The sequence below is a fragment of the Catenulispora pinistramenti genome (genome assembly GCF_018274385.1).
GTDB classification, from domain to species: domain Bacteria; phylum Actinomycetota; class Actinomycetes; order Streptomycetales; family Catenulisporaceae; genus Catenulispora; species Catenulispora pinistramenti.
Window position 1 is genome coordinate 1 of sequence record NZ_JAAFYZ010000092.1, and the last position, 15,727, is coordinate 15,727.

12 protein-coding genes are annotated in these 15,727 nt (G+C 71.8%); all 12 read left to right on the forward strand.

Going from position 1 to position 15,727, the window contains the following annotated elements; genetic code table 11:
• On the forward strand, positions 1-434 hold a 434-nt coding region (locus KGQ19_RS24900; RefSeq protein ID WP_212012253.1), incomplete at its 5' end, for a transposase.
• A gap of 485 nt (positions 435-919) precedes the next feature.
• Entirely contained in the window at positions 920-1,942 is a 1,023-nt protein-coding gene (locus KGQ19_RS24905; RefSeq protein ID WP_212012255.1) for an ABC transporter ATP-binding protein, read from the forward strand.
• Between the two features lie 2 nt (positions 1,943-1,944).
• Positions 1,945-2,814 (forward strand): ABC transporter permease, encoded by an 870-nt coding sequence (locus tag KGQ19_RS24910; protein WP_212012264.1) that lies wholly within the window; start codon positions 1,945-1,947, stop codon positions 2,812-2,814.
• A gap of 12 nt (positions 2,815-2,826) precedes the next feature.
• On the forward strand, positions 2,827-3,657 hold the full coding sequence (locus KGQ19_RS24915) for an ABC transporter permease (protein ID WP_212012266.1): 831 nt from the start codon (positions 2,827-2,829) through the stop codon (positions 3,655-3,657).
• A 190-nt stretch (positions 3,658-3,847) separates the two neighbouring features.
• Entirely contained in the window at positions 3,848-5,899 is a 2,052-nt protein-coding gene (locus tag KGQ19_RS24920) for a cell wall-binding repeat-containing protein (protein ID WP_212012268.1), read from the forward strand.
• A gap of 107 nt (positions 5,900-6,006) precedes the next feature.
• On the forward strand, positions 6,007-6,546 hold the full coding sequence (locus KGQ19_RS24925) for a hypothetical protein (RefSeq protein ID WP_212012270.1): 540 nt from the start codon (positions 6,007-6,009) through the stop codon (positions 6,544-6,546).
• Between the two features lie 178 nt (positions 6,547-6,724).
• On the forward strand, positions 6,725-8,218 hold the full coding sequence (locus KGQ19_RS24930) for a diaminobutyrate--2-oxoglutarate transaminase family protein (protein WP_212012272.1): 1,494 nt from the start codon (positions 6,725-6,727) through the stop codon (positions 8,216-8,218).
• Positions 8,211-10,115, forward strand: coding sequence for a pyridoxal-dependent decarboxylase (locus tag KGQ19_RS24935; RefSeq protein WP_212012274.1), 1,905 nt, complete (start codon positions 8,211-8,213; stop codon positions 10,113-10,115). The genes KGQ19_RS24930 and KGQ19_RS24935 overlap by 8 nt, the downstream gene beginning before the upstream one ends.
• Positions 10,112-11,917, forward strand: a complete 1,806-nt coding sequence (locus KGQ19_RS24940; protein WP_212012276.1) for an IucA/IucC family protein — start codon at positions 10,112-10,114, stop codon at positions 11,915-11,917. Before KGQ19_RS24935 ends, KGQ19_RS24940 begins: the two co-directional genes overlap by 4 nt.
• Complete coding sequence (locus KGQ19_RS24945; protein ID WP_212012278.1) at positions 11,917-12,492, forward strand: GNAT family N-acetyltransferase; 576 nt, start codon at positions 11,917-11,919, stop codon at positions 12,490-12,492. The genes KGQ19_RS24940 and KGQ19_RS24945 overlap by 1 nt, the downstream gene beginning before the upstream one ends.
• Positions 12,492-13,877, forward strand: a complete 1,386-nt coding sequence (locus KGQ19_RS24950; RefSeq protein WP_212012280.1) for a lysine N(6)-hydroxylase/L-ornithine N(5)-oxygenase family protein — start codon at positions 12,492-12,494, stop codon at positions 13,875-13,877. Before KGQ19_RS24945 ends, KGQ19_RS24950 begins: the two co-directional genes overlap by 1 nt.
• A gap of 2 nt (positions 13,878-13,879) precedes the next feature.
• Positions 13,880-15,679 carry an IucA/IucC family protein gene (locus tag KGQ19_RS24955; protein WP_212012282.1) on the forward strand — a complete coding sequence of 600 codons (1,800 nt, stop codon included), beginning with the start codon at positions 13,880-13,882 and terminating at the stop codon, positions 15,677-15,679.
• The last annotated feature ends 48 nt before the right edge of the window (positions 15,680-15,727 follow it).

Here is a 15,727-nt window from a genome sequence, read left to right on the forward strand (position 1 = left end):
GCCACACGCTGGAGGGCCAGCTCACCGCCCTGCTGCAGGCCCACCCTCTTTCCCCGATCCTGACCTCGATGCCCGGCATCGGAGTCAGGATCGCCGCAGCCCTGCTAGTCACGATCGGCGACGGCCGAACCTTCCCCGACGCCGACCACCTGGCCTCCTACGCCGGACTGTCGCCGGCCACCAAGTCCTCCGGGTCCTCCATCAAGGGCGAGCACGCGCCACGGCGCGGCAACCGGCAACTCAAACGCGCCATGTTCCTCTCAGCATTCTCCGCACTCCACGATCCCGCCTCCCGCGCCTACTACGACCGACACCGCCACAGCGGCAAAACCCACACCCAAGCCCTGCTACGCCTGGCCCGCCGCCGCATCACCGTCCTGTTCGCCATGCTCCGCGACGGCTCCCTCTACGAATCCCGCCCCGCCACCACTTGACGAAAACCATAGGGGCACATCGGGCTGACGACGCGACCGAGGGGAACGGACCGTAGCCACCTCTGGGACCGCCGCCGCTGAGACTGACCCGGCCACCCGAGGGAACCGCGCTAGTTTCCCTGAGGTTGCCGAGGCCCGCCGGAGGCCCGGCCCTTCATCACAGTTTTTGACCTTGCACTGACTTGCTGGAGTTGAAGAGGCCTGAGGTGCGGCGGGGTTGTGAACGCGCGAACCGGCAGCCGACAAACACACCCGCCGACCCGAACCCCGAACCGGCACAACTATGACCGAAGGCGTAAAAAGCTTTGAAACCCACACCCCAACCGCAACCCGGCCCGCGAACTCCAGCCCCCACAAGAAGATCCGAGCCCCGCACCACCCCAGCCGCAAGAACAGCGTCGCTACGGGAGACCCCGGCTGGAACACGGCGGCGCCGGAGCTAAAACCGTTTACCAATCCTCCGCGAATCCAGCTAGGTTGCGGGCATGGTCGACCTCTCCACCTCGCCCACCTCCGCCCGGACCGCCTCTTCGGAGGAGCCGCTGATCAAGGCCGTGGGCCTTCGCAAGGTCTTCCCGCCGACCAAGCGCGGCGGCGAACCGTTCACCGCCGTGGACGGCATCGACTTCGAACTCCGGCGCGGTGAGGTCTTCGGTTTCCTCGGCCCCAACGGTGCCGGCAAGTCCTCCACCATGCGGATGATCGGCTGCGTGTCGCCGGCGACCGGCGGCGAGCTGAGCATCCTCGGGATGGACCCGCGGGTCGACTCCTCGAAGATCAAGGCCCGGCTCGGCGTGGTCCCGCAGGAGGACTCGCTGGACATGGAGCTGCGGGTCCGGGAGAACCTGCTGATCTACGGCCGTTACTTCGGGCTCAAGCGGGCCGAGATCGCCGCGCGCACCGCCGAGTTGCTGGAGTTCGTGCAGCTCTCCGACCGCGCCGATTCCCCGGTGGAGCCGCTGTCCGGCGGCATGAAGCGGCGGCTGACGATCGCCCGGTCGCTGATCAACTCCCCGGAGATCCTGATCCTGGACGAACCCACCACCGGGTTGGACCCGCAGGCCCGGCACGTGGTCTGGGACCGGCTGTTCCGGCTCAAGCAGTCCGGCACCACGCTCATCCTCACCACCCACTACATGGACGAGGCCGAGCAGCTGTGCGACCGCCTCGTGGTCATGGACCACGGCCGGATCGCGGCTGAGGGCTCGCCGCGCGAGCTGATCGAGCGCTACTCCACCCGCGAGGTGCTGGAGATCCGCTTCGCGCCGGACGGCGCGGACCGCGCGGCGGCCGGGGCCGCGCTCGCCGCGCTGGTCGGGACCGGGGAACGCGGGGCCGTCGACCGCATCGAGGAACTCCCCGACCGGATCCTGCTCTACAGCGACGACGGCGAGGCCGCGCTGGCCGCCGTCCACGGCACCGGGACCGTGCCGGTGGCCTCGCTGGTCCGGCGCTCCTCGCTCGAGGACGTGTTCCTGCACCTGACCGGCCGGACGTTGGTGGACTGACGATGAGTGCTGTCACCCCGGTTCCCCCCGGCACCGTCGGCCCCACCGCCATCGGCCCCGCGTCGTCGCCGCCGATGGCGATCCGCGAGCTGCGCGGGCTGCTGACCAACTACCGGCGCACCTGGCGCGCCTCGATCGTCTCCAGTGTGCTGGCGCCGCTGCTCAGCCTGGTGGCGCTGGGCATGTCGCTTGGCAAGATCGTGGACGCCGGCCCCGGCGCGCACACCTTCGGCACGATCGACGGCCGTCCGGTGAAGTACCTGCTCTTCCTGGCCCCGGCGCTGCTGGCCAACACGGCGATGCAGACCGCGCTCGGGGAGTCGATGTACCCGGTGATGTCGTCGATGAAGTGGCAGAAGACCTTCCACGCCTCGATCGCCTCGCCGCTGGGCTCGTTCGACGTCTTCCTCGGCCGGGTGCTGTTCGTGGGCCTGCGGGTGCTGATGAACTCGGCGATCTTCCTCGGCGTGATGACCCTGTTCGGGGCGGTCCGCGCGGCCGGGCCCGGCGGGCTCGGCGCGCTGCTGGCGTTGCCGGTGGCCGCGCTGACCGGGCTGGCGTTCGCCACGCCGGTGATCGCCTGGGCGGTCCTCCAGGACCGCGACACCGGGTTCTCCGCGGTGTTCCGGTTCGTGATGATCCCGATGTTCCTGTTCTCCGGGACCTTCTTCCCGGTGACGCAGCTGCCGCTGGTGATCCGTCCGCTGGCTTACGTCACCCCGCTGTGGCACGGCGTGGACCTGTGCCGCGGCCTGGCGCTCGGCACCGCCACCGCCGGCTCGGTGCTGCTGCACCTCGCCTATCTGAGCGCCGTGGTCGGCGCCGGGCTCTGGTACGGGGCCCGCACGTTCCGACGCCGGCTGAACCCTTAGGAGGTGCGCCAGATGACGAGCGCTGATCTGTATCCGTTCTCTCAGGCCCCGATCACCCGGCTGCTCCTCGGCCGCCGCGCCTTCGGCTCGATGGGCGGCGGCAAGGCCGGGGTGCTGATCGAGCGCAACGTGATGGTCTACCGCCGGGTGTGGGTGGCCATGGTCTCGGGCTTCTTCGAGCCCGTGTTCTACCTGCTGTCGATCGGCGTCGGGCTGGGCAAGCTGACCGGGGCGGTGGACGGCGTGCCGTACGCGCACTACGTCGCGCCGGGCCTGCTCGCGGTCTCGGCGATGAACGGCGCGGTGTTCGACGCCACCTTCAACGTCTTCTTCAAGATCAAGTACGCCAAGATCTACGACGCCATGCTGGCCACCCCGCTGCGGGTCGGCGACATCGCGCTCGGCGACATCATGTGGGCGCAGCTGCGGGGCCTGATGTACTCCGCGGCGTTCCTGGTGATCATGCTCGCGATGGGCCTGGTCCACAGCTGGTGGGCGCTGCTGGCGCTGCCGGTGACGGTGCTGATCGGGTTCGCGTTCGGCGCGGTCGGGATGGCCGCCACCTCGTTCATGCGGTCCTGGCAGGACTTCGACATGATCACCCTGGCCCTGATGCCGATGTTCCTGTTCTCCGGTGCCTTCTACCCGCTGTCGGTCTACAACCCGCAGATCAGGGTGCTGATCGAGGCGCTGCCGCTCTACCACGGCATCGACCTGCTGCGGGCCCTGACGCTGGGCCGGGTGCACATCGGCCTGCTGTGGGACGTGCTGTACCTGACGGTGATGGCACTGATCGGGGCGGCGGTGGCGGCCCGGCGGCTGGAGAAACTGCTGTTGACGTAGCTCTCGCCGACGTAGCCGCTGGGGACGTGGGTGGTGCTGACGTAGGTGGTGCTGACATAGGTGTTGCTGACGTAGATCGGCTCGCACTTTTGTACTTCCCGCCGCCGTCAACCGGAGCGCTAATCTGAGCCGCCCATTTTCAGTGGTTCTTGGCCGCGGTCCGAACCGCGGCAGGGGAGGAAAGATCACTTTGACCCGCAATTCGAGGGCGGTCCGCGCCTTCACGGCGGCCGCCGCGGTCGGCGCCGCCACCGCGACCGGCGTCTGGGGCCTGGCGGCGCCGGCGGCGAACGCCGATTCCGCGGCCCCGCACAACGGACAGATCAGCTACAGCCAGGGCCAGGTCTGGTACGCGGTCAACCCGGACGGCACCGGGCAGCACATCGTCACCCCGTCCGGCGGCGGCTTCGACCCGACTGACTCGATCATGGCGCCGGTGTTCTCCCCGGACGGCACCAAGGCGGTGCTCCAGGATTACCCGAGCGGCGACCTGTGGATCTCGAACGCCGACGGCTCCGGGGCGCGGCTGCTCGACAAGGCGACGGGCCCGGTCGTCGACAGCGTCAACGCGGCGGACATCTACCCGCAGTGGCTGGACGGTTCGACCGTCGTGTTCGAGCGGAACAACGGCGGCGGGTACTTCCAGATCAAGGCCGACGGCACCGGGCTCACCGCCTACCAGGCGCCCGGCGGCCTGACCGGGCAGCTGGTCCTCGGCCCGGGCGGTCTGGTCGCCGGGATCACGAGCGATCAGGGCGGATTCACGCTCTCGGTCTACGACCCGGCCACGTCGAAGGTCGCGAAGGTGGCGAACGCCGACTCGGTCAGCTTCTCGCCGGACGGCAAGCAGATCGCCTACAGCCTGCAGGGCAGGGGCGGCAGCGACGAGATCTACGTCGCGAACGTCGACGGGACCTCGCCGAGGCAGCTCACGAGCGTGGCGGGCCAGGCCTTCCAGCCGGTCTGGTCGCCGGACGGCACCGAGATCGCGTTCCAGGAGCAGGCCGGGAACGGCAACAACCTGGACGTGATCGCGGCCACCGGCGGGACCCCGAAGGTCGTCCTCGCCAATGCCCAGCTCAGCGGAGGCAACCTAGCCTGGGACAACGGACCGCTCTACACCGGCCCGACCAACGCGCCCAGTCCCTTCCTGCCGCCGGTCACCCGGCCCACGATCGACCGCCTCGGCGGCGCCGACCGCGTCGACACCGCGGTGAAGGTCTCCGGCTACAACACCGGCGACTACGGCAGCATGTCCTCTCCGCTCACTCCGACCACCGACGCCTCGACCGTGGTGCTGGCCCGCGACGACCAGTTCGCCGACGCGCTGTCCGGCAACGCGCTGGCGGTGGCCAAGAGCGGCCCGCTGCTGCTGACCGATCCGCACAAGCTCTCGTCGGAGGTCGCCAAGGAGCTGACCCGGGTCCTGCCGCCGGGCGGCACCGTCTATCTGCTCGGCGGCGAGCAGGCGCTGTCCCCGCAGGTGGCGGCCCAGGTGACCGCGCTGGGCTTCAAGGTGGACCGGATCGGCGGGCCCGACCGGTACGCGACCTCGGTGCGCATCGCTCAGGCGATCGGCGGAACCCCGGGCAGCGTCGCGGTGGCGACGGGCAAGGACTTCCCCGACGCGCTGACCGCCGGGGCCGGCGTCGACGGCAACCGCGCCGGGAAGCTGGGCACCGGCGTCGTCCTGCTCACCGACGACGGCGTTCTGCCCAAGGAGACGAAGGACTACCTCGCGGGCATCAACCCCGACGTCAGCAAGGTCTACGCGGTCGGCGGCCAGGGCGTCGCCGCCGTGGCCACCGGGGAGCCGAGCTGGCACGGCAAGGTCACCGACCTGGCCGGTCGCGACCGGTATGCCACCGCCGCCGCGGTCGCGGGCAGCACGATGTTCCCGGCCGGGGGCACCGGCTCCATGGTGCCCGGCATCGCCACCGGCCGGAACTGGCCGGACGCGCTGTCCGGCGGTGCGCTGACCGGCCGCTGGAACTCGCCGCTGCTGTTGGCCGACGGCGCTTCGCTGCCGGCGGCCGAGCTGGGCTGGCTGAAGCAGCACGCGCCGATGACGAAGACGGTCGCGGGGCCCGGCAGCCAGCTGACCGGTGCGCTGCCGGTGTTCGGCGGGCCGTCCGCCGTCCCGGACAGCGTGATCACGCAGGTCGGTAGCGCGCTGTACGGCGCGGGCAAGTACGACGTCTTCGACAACCGGCACCTGGCGACGATCGTCGGACCGTTCTGACGCACGGCCGGACCAGGGGCCTTCCCGATCGGGAAGGCCCCTGCTATCACGGGTATCACAGGTATCACGAGACTTGACCGACGGGCCTTCGCGGAGTGGGGGAGTCCATGGCGTCCGAGATCATCGTGGTCCGCGGGGCCGGCGGCTGGCGGGATCGCGCCAAGGGCTATGACGTGGTCGTCGACGGCGTGGTGCGCGGCGAGGTACGGGCCGGGCAGACCCTGTCCATCCCGGTAGCCTCGGGTCCGCACACGATCCGCATGGAGGTCAGCTGGACCTCGAGTGCGACGCTGACCGCCGTCGTCGGCGACGGACCGGTGGTCTTCGGCTGCTCGTCCGGACGGACGGATCCGTTGACGGCCGTCGAAGAGCATCCGGACTCTTACGTGGACATCTGGCGGGCGGCCAGCGTCGAGGAGGTCCAGGCCGGCGGGCCGATTCCGCTCGTCTCCACGCGCCGGCGAGCCGGATCGCTGCCGGTGCTGGCACTCGTCTGGCTGCTCGGGCTGATCCTGTTCGGGGTCGGACTCCTCGCCGGCGGGGGCGGCTGGCAGACCGTGGTCAAGACCGCCGGGCTGGCGATGTTCGTCTTCGCCTCGTGGACCGTTGCCGGCTACCGCGGACGGCTGACGCGCCGGGGCCGCTGAAGTCCCCACTTCGTTACGTGGCTCGCGGGTCGCGCCGCTGCGTCCGCGCTGGGCGTGTCGGTGGTCCGCGCTTCTGATCACGCGCGGGAGAATCACAGGCGGTAGTGATTCAGGTTGACTTCCGTGACGGGAGTTAGGTAAGCCTTACCTGATCTCTTGCCACGGATGGAGAACCGCTATGCCCTCGCCCGCCCCGCCCGCCGACCGTTCGAACCCCCAGGCCGTGACATCCGGCGATGGGCTGGCGGGCCCGGCCAGTCCCGGCTCCCCCGTGAAGCTCTCGGCCACACAGCTCTCAGCCGCACAGCTCTCGGCCACGAAGATCCTGGCGCGGCAGGCGGCCCGCGAGTCGGCGGCCCGGACTTATGCGCGGCACCTGCCGATCGTGCCGGTGCGGGCGCAGGGCTCGTGGATCACCGGCGCCGACGGCCGGGACTATCTGGACTGCCTGTCCGGCGCCGGGACGCTGGCCCTGGGCCACAACCACCCGGCGGTGGTCGCGGCGATCCGGGCGGTCCTGGACAGCGGCGCCCCGCTGCACGTCCTGGACCTGGCGACGCCTGTGAAGGACGACTTCACCTCGGCCCTGCTGGAGGTGCTGCCCGCCGAGCTGGCCGCCGACTGCCGGATCCACTTCGCCGGCCCGACCGGCGCCGACGCGGTCGAGGCCGCGGTGAAGCTGGCCCGCACCGCCACCGGCCGCCGCGGCGTGTTCGCCTTCACCGGTGCCTACCACGGCATGACCGCCGGGGCGCTGGCGCTGACCGGCGCGAACGCGGTGCGCGACCCGGCCGGCGCGGGCGATGCGTACCTGACCAGGCTGCCGTTCCCGCATCCGTACCGCTGCCCCTTCGGGCTGGGCGGCACGCTGGGCGAGTCGGCCTCGGCCGCGTATGTCCGCACCCTGCTGTCCGACCCGCACTCCGGCACCGCGATCCCGGCCGCCGCGGTGGTCGAGCCGGTCCAGGGCGAGGGCGGCGTGGTCCCGGCGCCGGACGCGTGGCTGCGCGCGCTGCGGGCGACGACCGCCGAGTACGGCGTCGCCCTGATCGCGGACGAGGTCCAGACTGGTTTCGGCCGCACCGGCGCGCTGTTCGGCGTGGACCACGCCGGGGTGGTCCCGGACATCATGGTCCTGTCGAAGGCGGTCGGCGGCGGCCTGCCGCTGGCCGTGGTGGTCTACCGCGCCGGCCTGGACCGCTGGTCCGAAGGCGCACACACCGGAACCTTCCGCGGCGACCAGCTCGCCATGGCCGCCGGCGCCGCCACGATCCGGCAGATCGCGGCGGACGGACTGGCCGATCGCGCCGCACTGTTGGGCGACCGACTCATGGGACGTCTGACCGGATATCAGGCCCGTCATGCCCTGCTCGGCCAGATCCGCGGCCGGGGCCTGATGCTCGGCATGGAGATCGTCGACCCGACCGGTGAACCGGACGCCCTCGGCGCACTGCCGGCGGCACCGGCCACCGCCCGACGGCTGCGCGCGGAGCTGCTGGCCCGCGGCGTGATCGCCGAGCTCGGCGGACGGTACGGCGCGGTCCTCCGGCTCCTGCCGCCCCTCACGCTCGGCGACGACGAGGCCGACCACCTGCTGAGCGTCCTGGCACTCGCGCTCGACACGGTGTCGGAGCAGACGTCGCGCCGCGATTTGGAGGTGGCCGGTGTCTGAGTACCCGAATGAGGAGCTGCACACCCACCTGCCGGTGCGGGCCGGCGCCACGGTCGACATCGGCGAGATGAGCGGCATCGAGGCTGATGTGGTGCGCGGGATTCTGCGGGCCGAGCCGGTGGGGCGGCTCGCCACGCCGCCCGGCCCGGCGACTGATTCCGCGACCGGCCCGGTGCTCGGTATCGCTGCGAACCAAGCCGCCAATCCAACCGCCGCGCCCGAGACTCCAGCCGACCGCCCCGCGGTGCGGACCACTTCGGCCTCCCCACCGCCTGCCGATTCGGCCACCGCCGCCGGCTCGATCGCAACCAGCTCCATCGCGGCCAACTCCATCGCGGCCAACTCCATCGCAACCAGTTCGATCGCGGCCAACTCCATCGACGCCACCGCCCTGGCCTCCGGCCCCGCCGGCACCGGCCCCCTGGCGCTCCTCCTGGCCACCGTCCTCGACGGCCTGGACCGGGGCCGTGCCGACTGGCTCGGCCCGCTCCCGCCCGGCGGCCCGCACGCCGTGCGCGAAGCCGTCGCGGCGTCCGGTTTCGGCATCCTGCCCGACAAGGGCGAGGACCCCTTCGAGACGCTCGCCGCGCTCGGCCGCCTCGTCGCCTGGGGCGCCGCCGATCCGGCGCATCCGCACTGTGCCGCGCACCTGCACTGCCCTCCGCTGGCCACCAGCGTCGCGGCCGAGACCGCCGTGGCCGCGCTGAATCAGTCCCTGGACTCCTGGGACCAGTCGCCGGCCGCCGGGGAGATCGAGGAGCGGATCGTCCGGACCCTGACCCGCGCCGTCGGCTATCCCGACTCCAGCGCCGGGGTCCTGACTTCCGGCGGGACCGAGTCGAATCTCATGGGTCTGCTCCTGGCCCGTGACGACATCCTGCGCCGCCGCTTCGACACCGATCCCGACCTCGACGGGGTCCCGCCCTTCGCCGCCGGCCGGATGCGGATCCTCGCCTCCGACCAGGCGCACTTCTCGGTCGCGCGCAATGCCGCGGTGCTCGGGCTCGGCGAGCGCAGCGTGATCCCGGTGGCCTCGGATCCCGAGGGCCGGATGCGGGCCGACGCGCTCGGCGAGGCGCTGGGAGCGGTCGTGGACCGGGACGAGATCGCGCTGGCCGTCGTCGGCACCGCCGGGACCACCGACCTCGGGGCGATCGACCCGCTGGGCGCCATCGCCAGGCTCGCGGCGCGGCACGGGGCCTGGTTCCACGTGGACGCGGCCTACGGCGGCGGCCTGCTGCTCGGCACCGAGGCCGACGACCGGCTGCGCGACCTGCACACCGCCGACTCCGTCACCCTCGACCTGCACAAGCTCGGCTGGCAGCCGGTACCGGCCGGCTGCTTCCTGGTGAAGCACGCTGCTTCCCTGCGTTCGCTGGAGAAGCGCGTCTCCTATCTGAATTCTGTCGACGACGAGCAAGCCGGCTACCCCAGCCTGCTCGGCCGGTCCCTGCGCACCACCCGCCGCGCCGACGCCGTGAAGCTGGCCGCCGCCTTCCGGGCGCTCGGCCGCGAGGGCTTCCAGCAGCTCACCGACCGCTGCCGCGCGCTGGCCCGCTACGCGGCGGCGGCCGTCCAGGCGCACCCGGACCTGGAACTCACGGCCGAGCCGCACCTGACCACCGTCCTGTTCCGCTACCTGCCGCCGGACCCGCACGACGCCGATCGCGTCAACGGGGCCCTGCGGCGGCACCTGCTCGAGGCCGGCCGCGCCGTCCTCGGGCGCACCGAGCTGGCGCGCGAGCGGCCGGGGACGCCCCCCGGCCGGGTCCGCCTCAAGCTCACCCTCCTCAACCCGCACACCACCGAACCGCAGATCGACGCTCTGCTGGCCGCCGTCCGCACCGCCGGCGGCGCGGCGTCGGCGTCCGCAGCGTCCGTCAGGGGCCCGTCATGAACACATTCGCCGCCGACGAGTTATCGGCCGAAGTCCTTCTCCGCTGCTGGGTCCGCGAGGCCCGGATCCCGGTGCCGACCGGCGGCCCGATGCGGCTCACCTTCCCGGCCACCGGGGTCACCGTCGAGGTGGACGTCGACGCCTGGTCGGCGGTCGGCTGGCACCGCTTCGGCCCGGCCTATCCGCTGGCACTGCCGCACGCGAACCGCAGATCCGCCGCGCCCAAGAACAAGATCTTCGGCCGCCCGGTCGGGGACGAGACCGAGACCGACAGCGCCTGGACCGCCGGGTCCTGGCTCCCGCCGGCCGCCCCGCCGCCGCTGGACGCCGCGACCTTGGCCACCCTGATCGCCCGGGAGGCCGGCGGCGGGGTCCCGGCGGTGTCCGACCTGGTCGGCCGGGTCATCGACTCCGCCCGCCGGATCGCCGCGCACCTGTCGCACGGCACCTCCCAGGGCGAGACCCGCTTCCTGTGGGCGGAGAAGGCGCTGGTCGCCGGGCACCCGTTCCACCCGGCGCCCAAGGCCCGCGAGGGCTGGTCGCAGGAGGAGGCCGTCCGCTACTCGCCCGAACTCGACGGAACCTTCCAGCTGCACTGGTGGTCCGTGGACCCGACGATCGCCGGCCACGACTCGGCGGACTCCGAGGCCGCCCCGACCCTGGTCCACAAGCTGCTCGGCGGCGACCTGCCGCGCGGGGCCACGCCGCACAGCGTCCTGATCCCGGCGCACCCCTGGCAGTCCCGCGAGTTGAGCCGGCGTCCGGAGGTCCGAGCCCTGATGGACCAGGGCCTGCTGGCCGACCTCGGCCCGCACGGCTGCCCCTGGCACGCCACCAGCTCGGTCCGCACCGTCTACCGCGCCGACGCCCCCTACATGCTCAAACTCCCGCTCGGCCTGCGCATCACCAACTCCAAGCGCGAGAACCTGCGCAAGGAACTGCTGCGCGGCGTCGAGGTGCGGAGGATGCTGGACGCCGGGCTGGCCAAGGCGATCACCGCCGCCCACCCCGGCTTCGGCATCATCGGCGACTCGGCGTGGATCGCCGCCGAGACCGGCGGCCTGGGCCTGGACGTGCTGCTGCGCGAGAACCCCTTCGGCCCGATGGACCGCGTCTACTGCGTGGCCGCCTTCGCCGACCTCGGCTACGGCCCCTCCCGCAACGGCCACCTGCGCGAGAACCTGCTGGCCGACATCATCGTCGGCTCGGCCGAGCGCACCGGCGTCCGGCCGGCCGAGGCGGTGCTGGACTGGTTCACGCGGTATCTGGAAGCCGTCGTGGTGCCGATCCTGTGGCTGGACTCGGCGCACGGGATCACCCTGGAGGCGCACCAGCAGAACACCCTGGTCCTGCTGGACCCGCACGGCCTGCCCGAGGGCGGCCGCTACCGCGACAACCAGGGCTACTACTTCCGCGAGTCGGCGATCGCGCAGCTGGCGGACTTCGTCCCGAACCCCGGCGAGGCCAGCGACACCGTGGTCGCCGATCCGATCGTGGATGAGCGGCTGACCTACTACGTCGGCGTCAACAACCTGATCGGCATGATCGGCGCGCTCGGCGCCACCGCGCTGATCGACGAGCGCCAGCTGCTGCGCCGGGCCCGCGAGGTGCTGGGCCGGTTCGCCGCCGCCCGGCAGGCGCAGGGGCGCGCGCACCGGGTCACCGAGGCGCTGCTGGAGAGCCCGACGCTGCCCTGCAAGGCCAACCTGCTGACCCGGGTCGCCGGGCTCGACGAGCTGGTCGGCCCGCTGGAGACGCAGAGCGTTTACGTGCAGATCCCGAACCCGCTGGCGGTGCCGTAGTGACGACCACGCAGACCCGCGGAGGCTGGCTGCTGCCCACGCCGTTCGGCCGCTTCGACATGGAGCAGCTGCGCCCGCTGAAGGACCTGGCCGTCCTGCACCGCTGGATGAACGACCCGGAGGTGGCCGCGTTCTGGGACCTGGCCGGACCGCGCGAGGTGCTGGACCGGCACATCGCCGCCCAGCTGTCCTCGGCGCACTCCGAGCCCTACCTGGGACGCCTCGACGACGAGCCGATGAGCTACTGGGAGGTCTACCAGGCCGATCAGGACCCGCTGGCCGCGTACTACTCGGCCCGGCGCGGGGACGTCGGCATCCATGTGCTGATCGGCCCCGGCGCCCATCGCGGCCGCGGCGTCGGCTCGACGCTGATCCGCGCGGTCGCCGACTGGGCCCTGTCCCGGACCGCCTCCTCGCGCGTCGTCGCCGAGCCGGACCTGCGCAACCAGCGCTCGATCCGGGCCTTCACCAACGCCGGGTTCGAGCCGCGCGGCGTGCTGGACCTGCCGGACAAGCAGGCGATGCTCATGGTCTACGACCGGGCTCTGATTCCCGAGACAAGGAGGGCGGGCTGATGCAGCACTCGACTACCGGAGCGCCGCACTTCGATCTGGTGGGCGTCGGTATCGGTCCCTTCAACCTCTCGCTGGCGGCGCTCGCCGAGCCGCTGCGGGAGAACCACAGCTTGGAACCGCTGTTCCTGGAGTGCCGGCCGGAATTCGCCTGGCACCGCGGGATGATGCTCGACGGGGCCGCCTTGCAGGTGCCCTTCCTCGCCGATCTGGTGTCGCTGACCGACCCGACCAGCCGATTCTCCGTGCTGAACTGGCTGCGGGAGACCGACCGGCTCTACAGCTTCTACTTCGCCGAGAACCTGTTCCTCCAGCGGCGCGAGTATGAGGCCTACTGCCAGTGGGTGGCCGCGCAGCTGCCGTTCTGCCGCTTCGGCGCCACGGTGACCCGGGTGCGCCGCGCGGAGGCCGGCTTCGAGGTCGAATACAGCGCGGCGAGCGGGCCGATGATCGTCACCGCGACGAACATCGTGCTGGGGATCGGCACCGAGCCGGTGATGCCGTTCGAGGTGTCGGGCGGCGCGCTGCACAGTGCGGACTACCTCCTGCACCGCGAGCGGGTGCGGACCCTCGACGACGTGACGGTGATCGGTTCCGGCCAGTCCGGCGCCGAGATCGTGCTGGACCTGCTGCGCACCGGAGCGCCGGGGCAGCGGGTGCGGTGGCTGACGCGCAGTGCGGCCTTCGAGCCGATGGAGTACTCCAAGCTCGGGCTGGAGCACTTCACCCCCGACTACACCCGCTTCTTCCACGGCCTGCGCGAGGATGTCCGCGCCGACCTGCTGCACACCCAAGGCCGCCTGCACAAGGCGATCAGCTTCGACACCATCGCCGACCTGCATGCCGAGCTGCACATGCGCTCCTTCGACAGCCTCTACGGAGGAACCCTCGGCCTGGCCGGCGACACCGGCGCCACGCTGCTGCCCGGCGTGTCGGTGACCGGCGCGGCCTGGCACGCGGCCGGCTCGCGCGGCGCGGCGGCCGACGCCGGTTCGTCGGCTGTTCCCCGCGTCCCCGGCACCGTCGAGCTCACCTGCCTGCACGAGCGCCAGAAGCGCGAGTTCAGTGTCCTGACCGATGCCGTCATCTGCGCCACCGGCTACCGCGAGCGCACCCCGGCCTTCCTCGACCCCGACCTCGCGCTCCTGCTCGGCGCCGCCGATCTGGAGCACCGGGTCGCGCCGGGCGTGTACGTCCAGAACGCCGAGCAGCGCACCCACGGCGTCGGCGCGCCGGATCTGGGTCTGGGCGCGCACCGGGCCGCCGTCATCCTGAACGCCGTCACCGGCCGGACCGTCTACGACCTGCCCCGGCGTGCCGCGCACACCGCCTTCGACCCGGAGGCGGCCGCGGAGCGTGATCCCGGAATTCGAATCGAGGTGCCCTGAGTATGTCCCCTTCGGCCCGCAATCTCCGTGCCGAGACCGGCGCGGCTTCCGAGTCCTGGCGTACGGCGGCCCGCGCGCTGCTGGCGAAGTGCGTCGGCGAGTTCTGCTACGAAGGACTGCTCGCCCCTGAGCCCGATCCGGAGGCGCAGGGCACCGAGCACTACCGCCTGGATCTGGACCAGGGTGTCTGCTACCGGTTCCGCGCCGAACGCGGCGACTACGGGTCCTGGTTCGTCGACCCCGAGTCGCTGCGCCGCTCCGAACTCGGCGCCGACGCCACCCCGCACGACCCGATGCTGTTCGTCCGCGACGCCCAAGGCCGCCTGAAACTGCCCGGCGACACCGCCGGCCACCTGGTCCGGGAACTGGCGGCGACGCTCGCGGCCGACGTGGGCCTGGCCCGGTCCGCGATCTCCGCCGCCGAGCTCGCCGAGCTGTCCTACGCCGAGCTCGAAGGCCACATGACCGGCCACCCCTGGATCGTGTTCAACAAGGGCCGCTTCGGCTTCTCGGCCTCCGACGCCCTGCGCTACACCCCCGAGGCCCGGCACCACATGCGCCTGCCCTGGATCGCGGTGGACCAGGACCTCGCGGAGTTCAACGCGGTCCGGAACCTGACCTCGCAGCGCCTCTACACCACCGAGCTGGACTCCAACACCCGCATCCGCTTCGGCTCGGAGCTGGTCCGCAACGGCTTCAACCCGGCCCGCTACTGGTGGCTGCCGGTGCATCCGTGGCAGTGGGACGAGATGATCCAGCCGCTGTTCGGCGCCGAGGTGGCGGCCGGGCTGATCGTCCCGCTCGGCTACGCCGACGACGAGTACCTGCCGCAGCAGTCGATCCGGACGTTCTCGAACGTGTCGCACCCGGAACGGCACCACGTGAAGCTGCCGCTGTCGGTCCTGAACACCATGGTCTGGCGCGGGCTGCCGACCGAGCGCAGCGTGGCGGCCCCGGCGGTGACGTCCTGGCTGCTGGACATCGCCGACGCGGACCCGTTCCTGAACGACGAGTGCCGCGTGATCCTGCTCGGCGAGGTGGCCTCGGTGGCGGTGCGGCACCCGGTGCTGGACCGGATGCCGGACGCGCCGTACCAGTACCGCGAACTGCTCGGCGCGATCTGGCGCCAGCCGCTGCCGCCGCGCCTGGAGCCGGGGGAGCGGGCCCGGACGATGGCCTCGCTGCTGCACGTCGACAATGACGGCCGGCCGCTGGTCGTGGAGCTGGTCAGGCGCTCGGGGCTGGACGGCGCGGACTGGCTGGACAAGATGTTCGCCGCGGTCCTGCCGCCCCTGCTGCACTTCCTCTACAAGTACGGCGTGGTCTTCTCCCCGCACGGCGAGAACGCGGTGCTGGTCAACGACGAGCGGGAGTGGCCGACCCGGCTGGCGGTCAAGGACTTCGTCGACGACGTGAACATCTCCGCGAAGGACCTGCCCGAGCTGGCCGACATCCCGGACGACGTCGCGGCGGTCCTGCTGCGGGAGATGCCGGACTACCTGTGTCAGTTCATCCATTCGGGACTGTTCATCGGGCACTTCCGCTATCTGGCCCGGATCGCCGAGCAGCACCTCGGGGTGGACCGCCGGCTCTTCTGGGGGCTGGTGGCCGACCGGATCCTGGACTACCAGGCCTCGTTCCCCGAGCTGGCCGACCGGTTCGAGGCGTTCGACCTGTTCACCCAGCGCATCGACCGGCTGTGCCTGAACCGGAACCGGCTGCTGCTGGACGGCTACCGGGACCGGGCCGAGCGGCCGCACGTGGAGGCGTACGGGACGGTCGCCAATCCGCTGAGTCTGTAGGAAGTCGAGTCTGCAGGAACCCGGGTCTGTAGGAATCCGGGTCCGGTC

Excerpts from the sequence above, each read along its gene's own strand:
- KGQ19_RS24905 (WP_212012255.1), top strand. The coding sequence starts at position 920 with ATGGTCGACCTCTCCACCTCGCCCACCTCCGCCCGGACCGCCTCTTCG.
- KGQ19_RS24910 (WP_212012264.1), top strand. The coding sequence starts at position 1,945 with ATGAGTGCTGTCACCCCGGTTCCCCCCGGCACCGTCGGCCCCACCGCC.
- KGQ19_RS24915 (WP_212012266.1), top strand. The coding sequence starts at position 2,827 with ATGACGAGCGCTGATCTGTATCCGTTCTCTCAGGCCCCGATCACCCGG.
- KGQ19_RS24925 (WP_212012270.1), top strand. The coding sequence starts at position 6,007 with ATGGCGTCCGAGATCATCGTGGTCCGCGGGGCCGGCGGCTGGCGGGAT.
- KGQ19_RS24930 (WP_212012272.1), top strand. The coding sequence starts at position 6,725 with ATGCCCTCGCCCGCCCCGCCCGCCGACCGTTCGAACCCCCAGGCCGTG.
- KGQ19_RS24940 (WP_212012276.1), top strand. The coding sequence starts at position 10,112 with ATGAACACATTCGCCGCCGACGAGTTATCGGCCGAAGTCCTTCTCCGC.
- KGQ19_RS24950 (WP_212012280.1), top strand. The coding sequence starts at position 12,492 with ATGCAGCACTCGACTACCGGAGCGCCGCACTTCGATCTGGTGGGCGTC.
- KGQ19_RS24955 (WP_212012282.1), top strand. The coding sequence starts at position 13,880 with ATGTCCCCTTCGGCCCGCAATCTCCGTGCCGAGACCGGCGCGGCTTCC.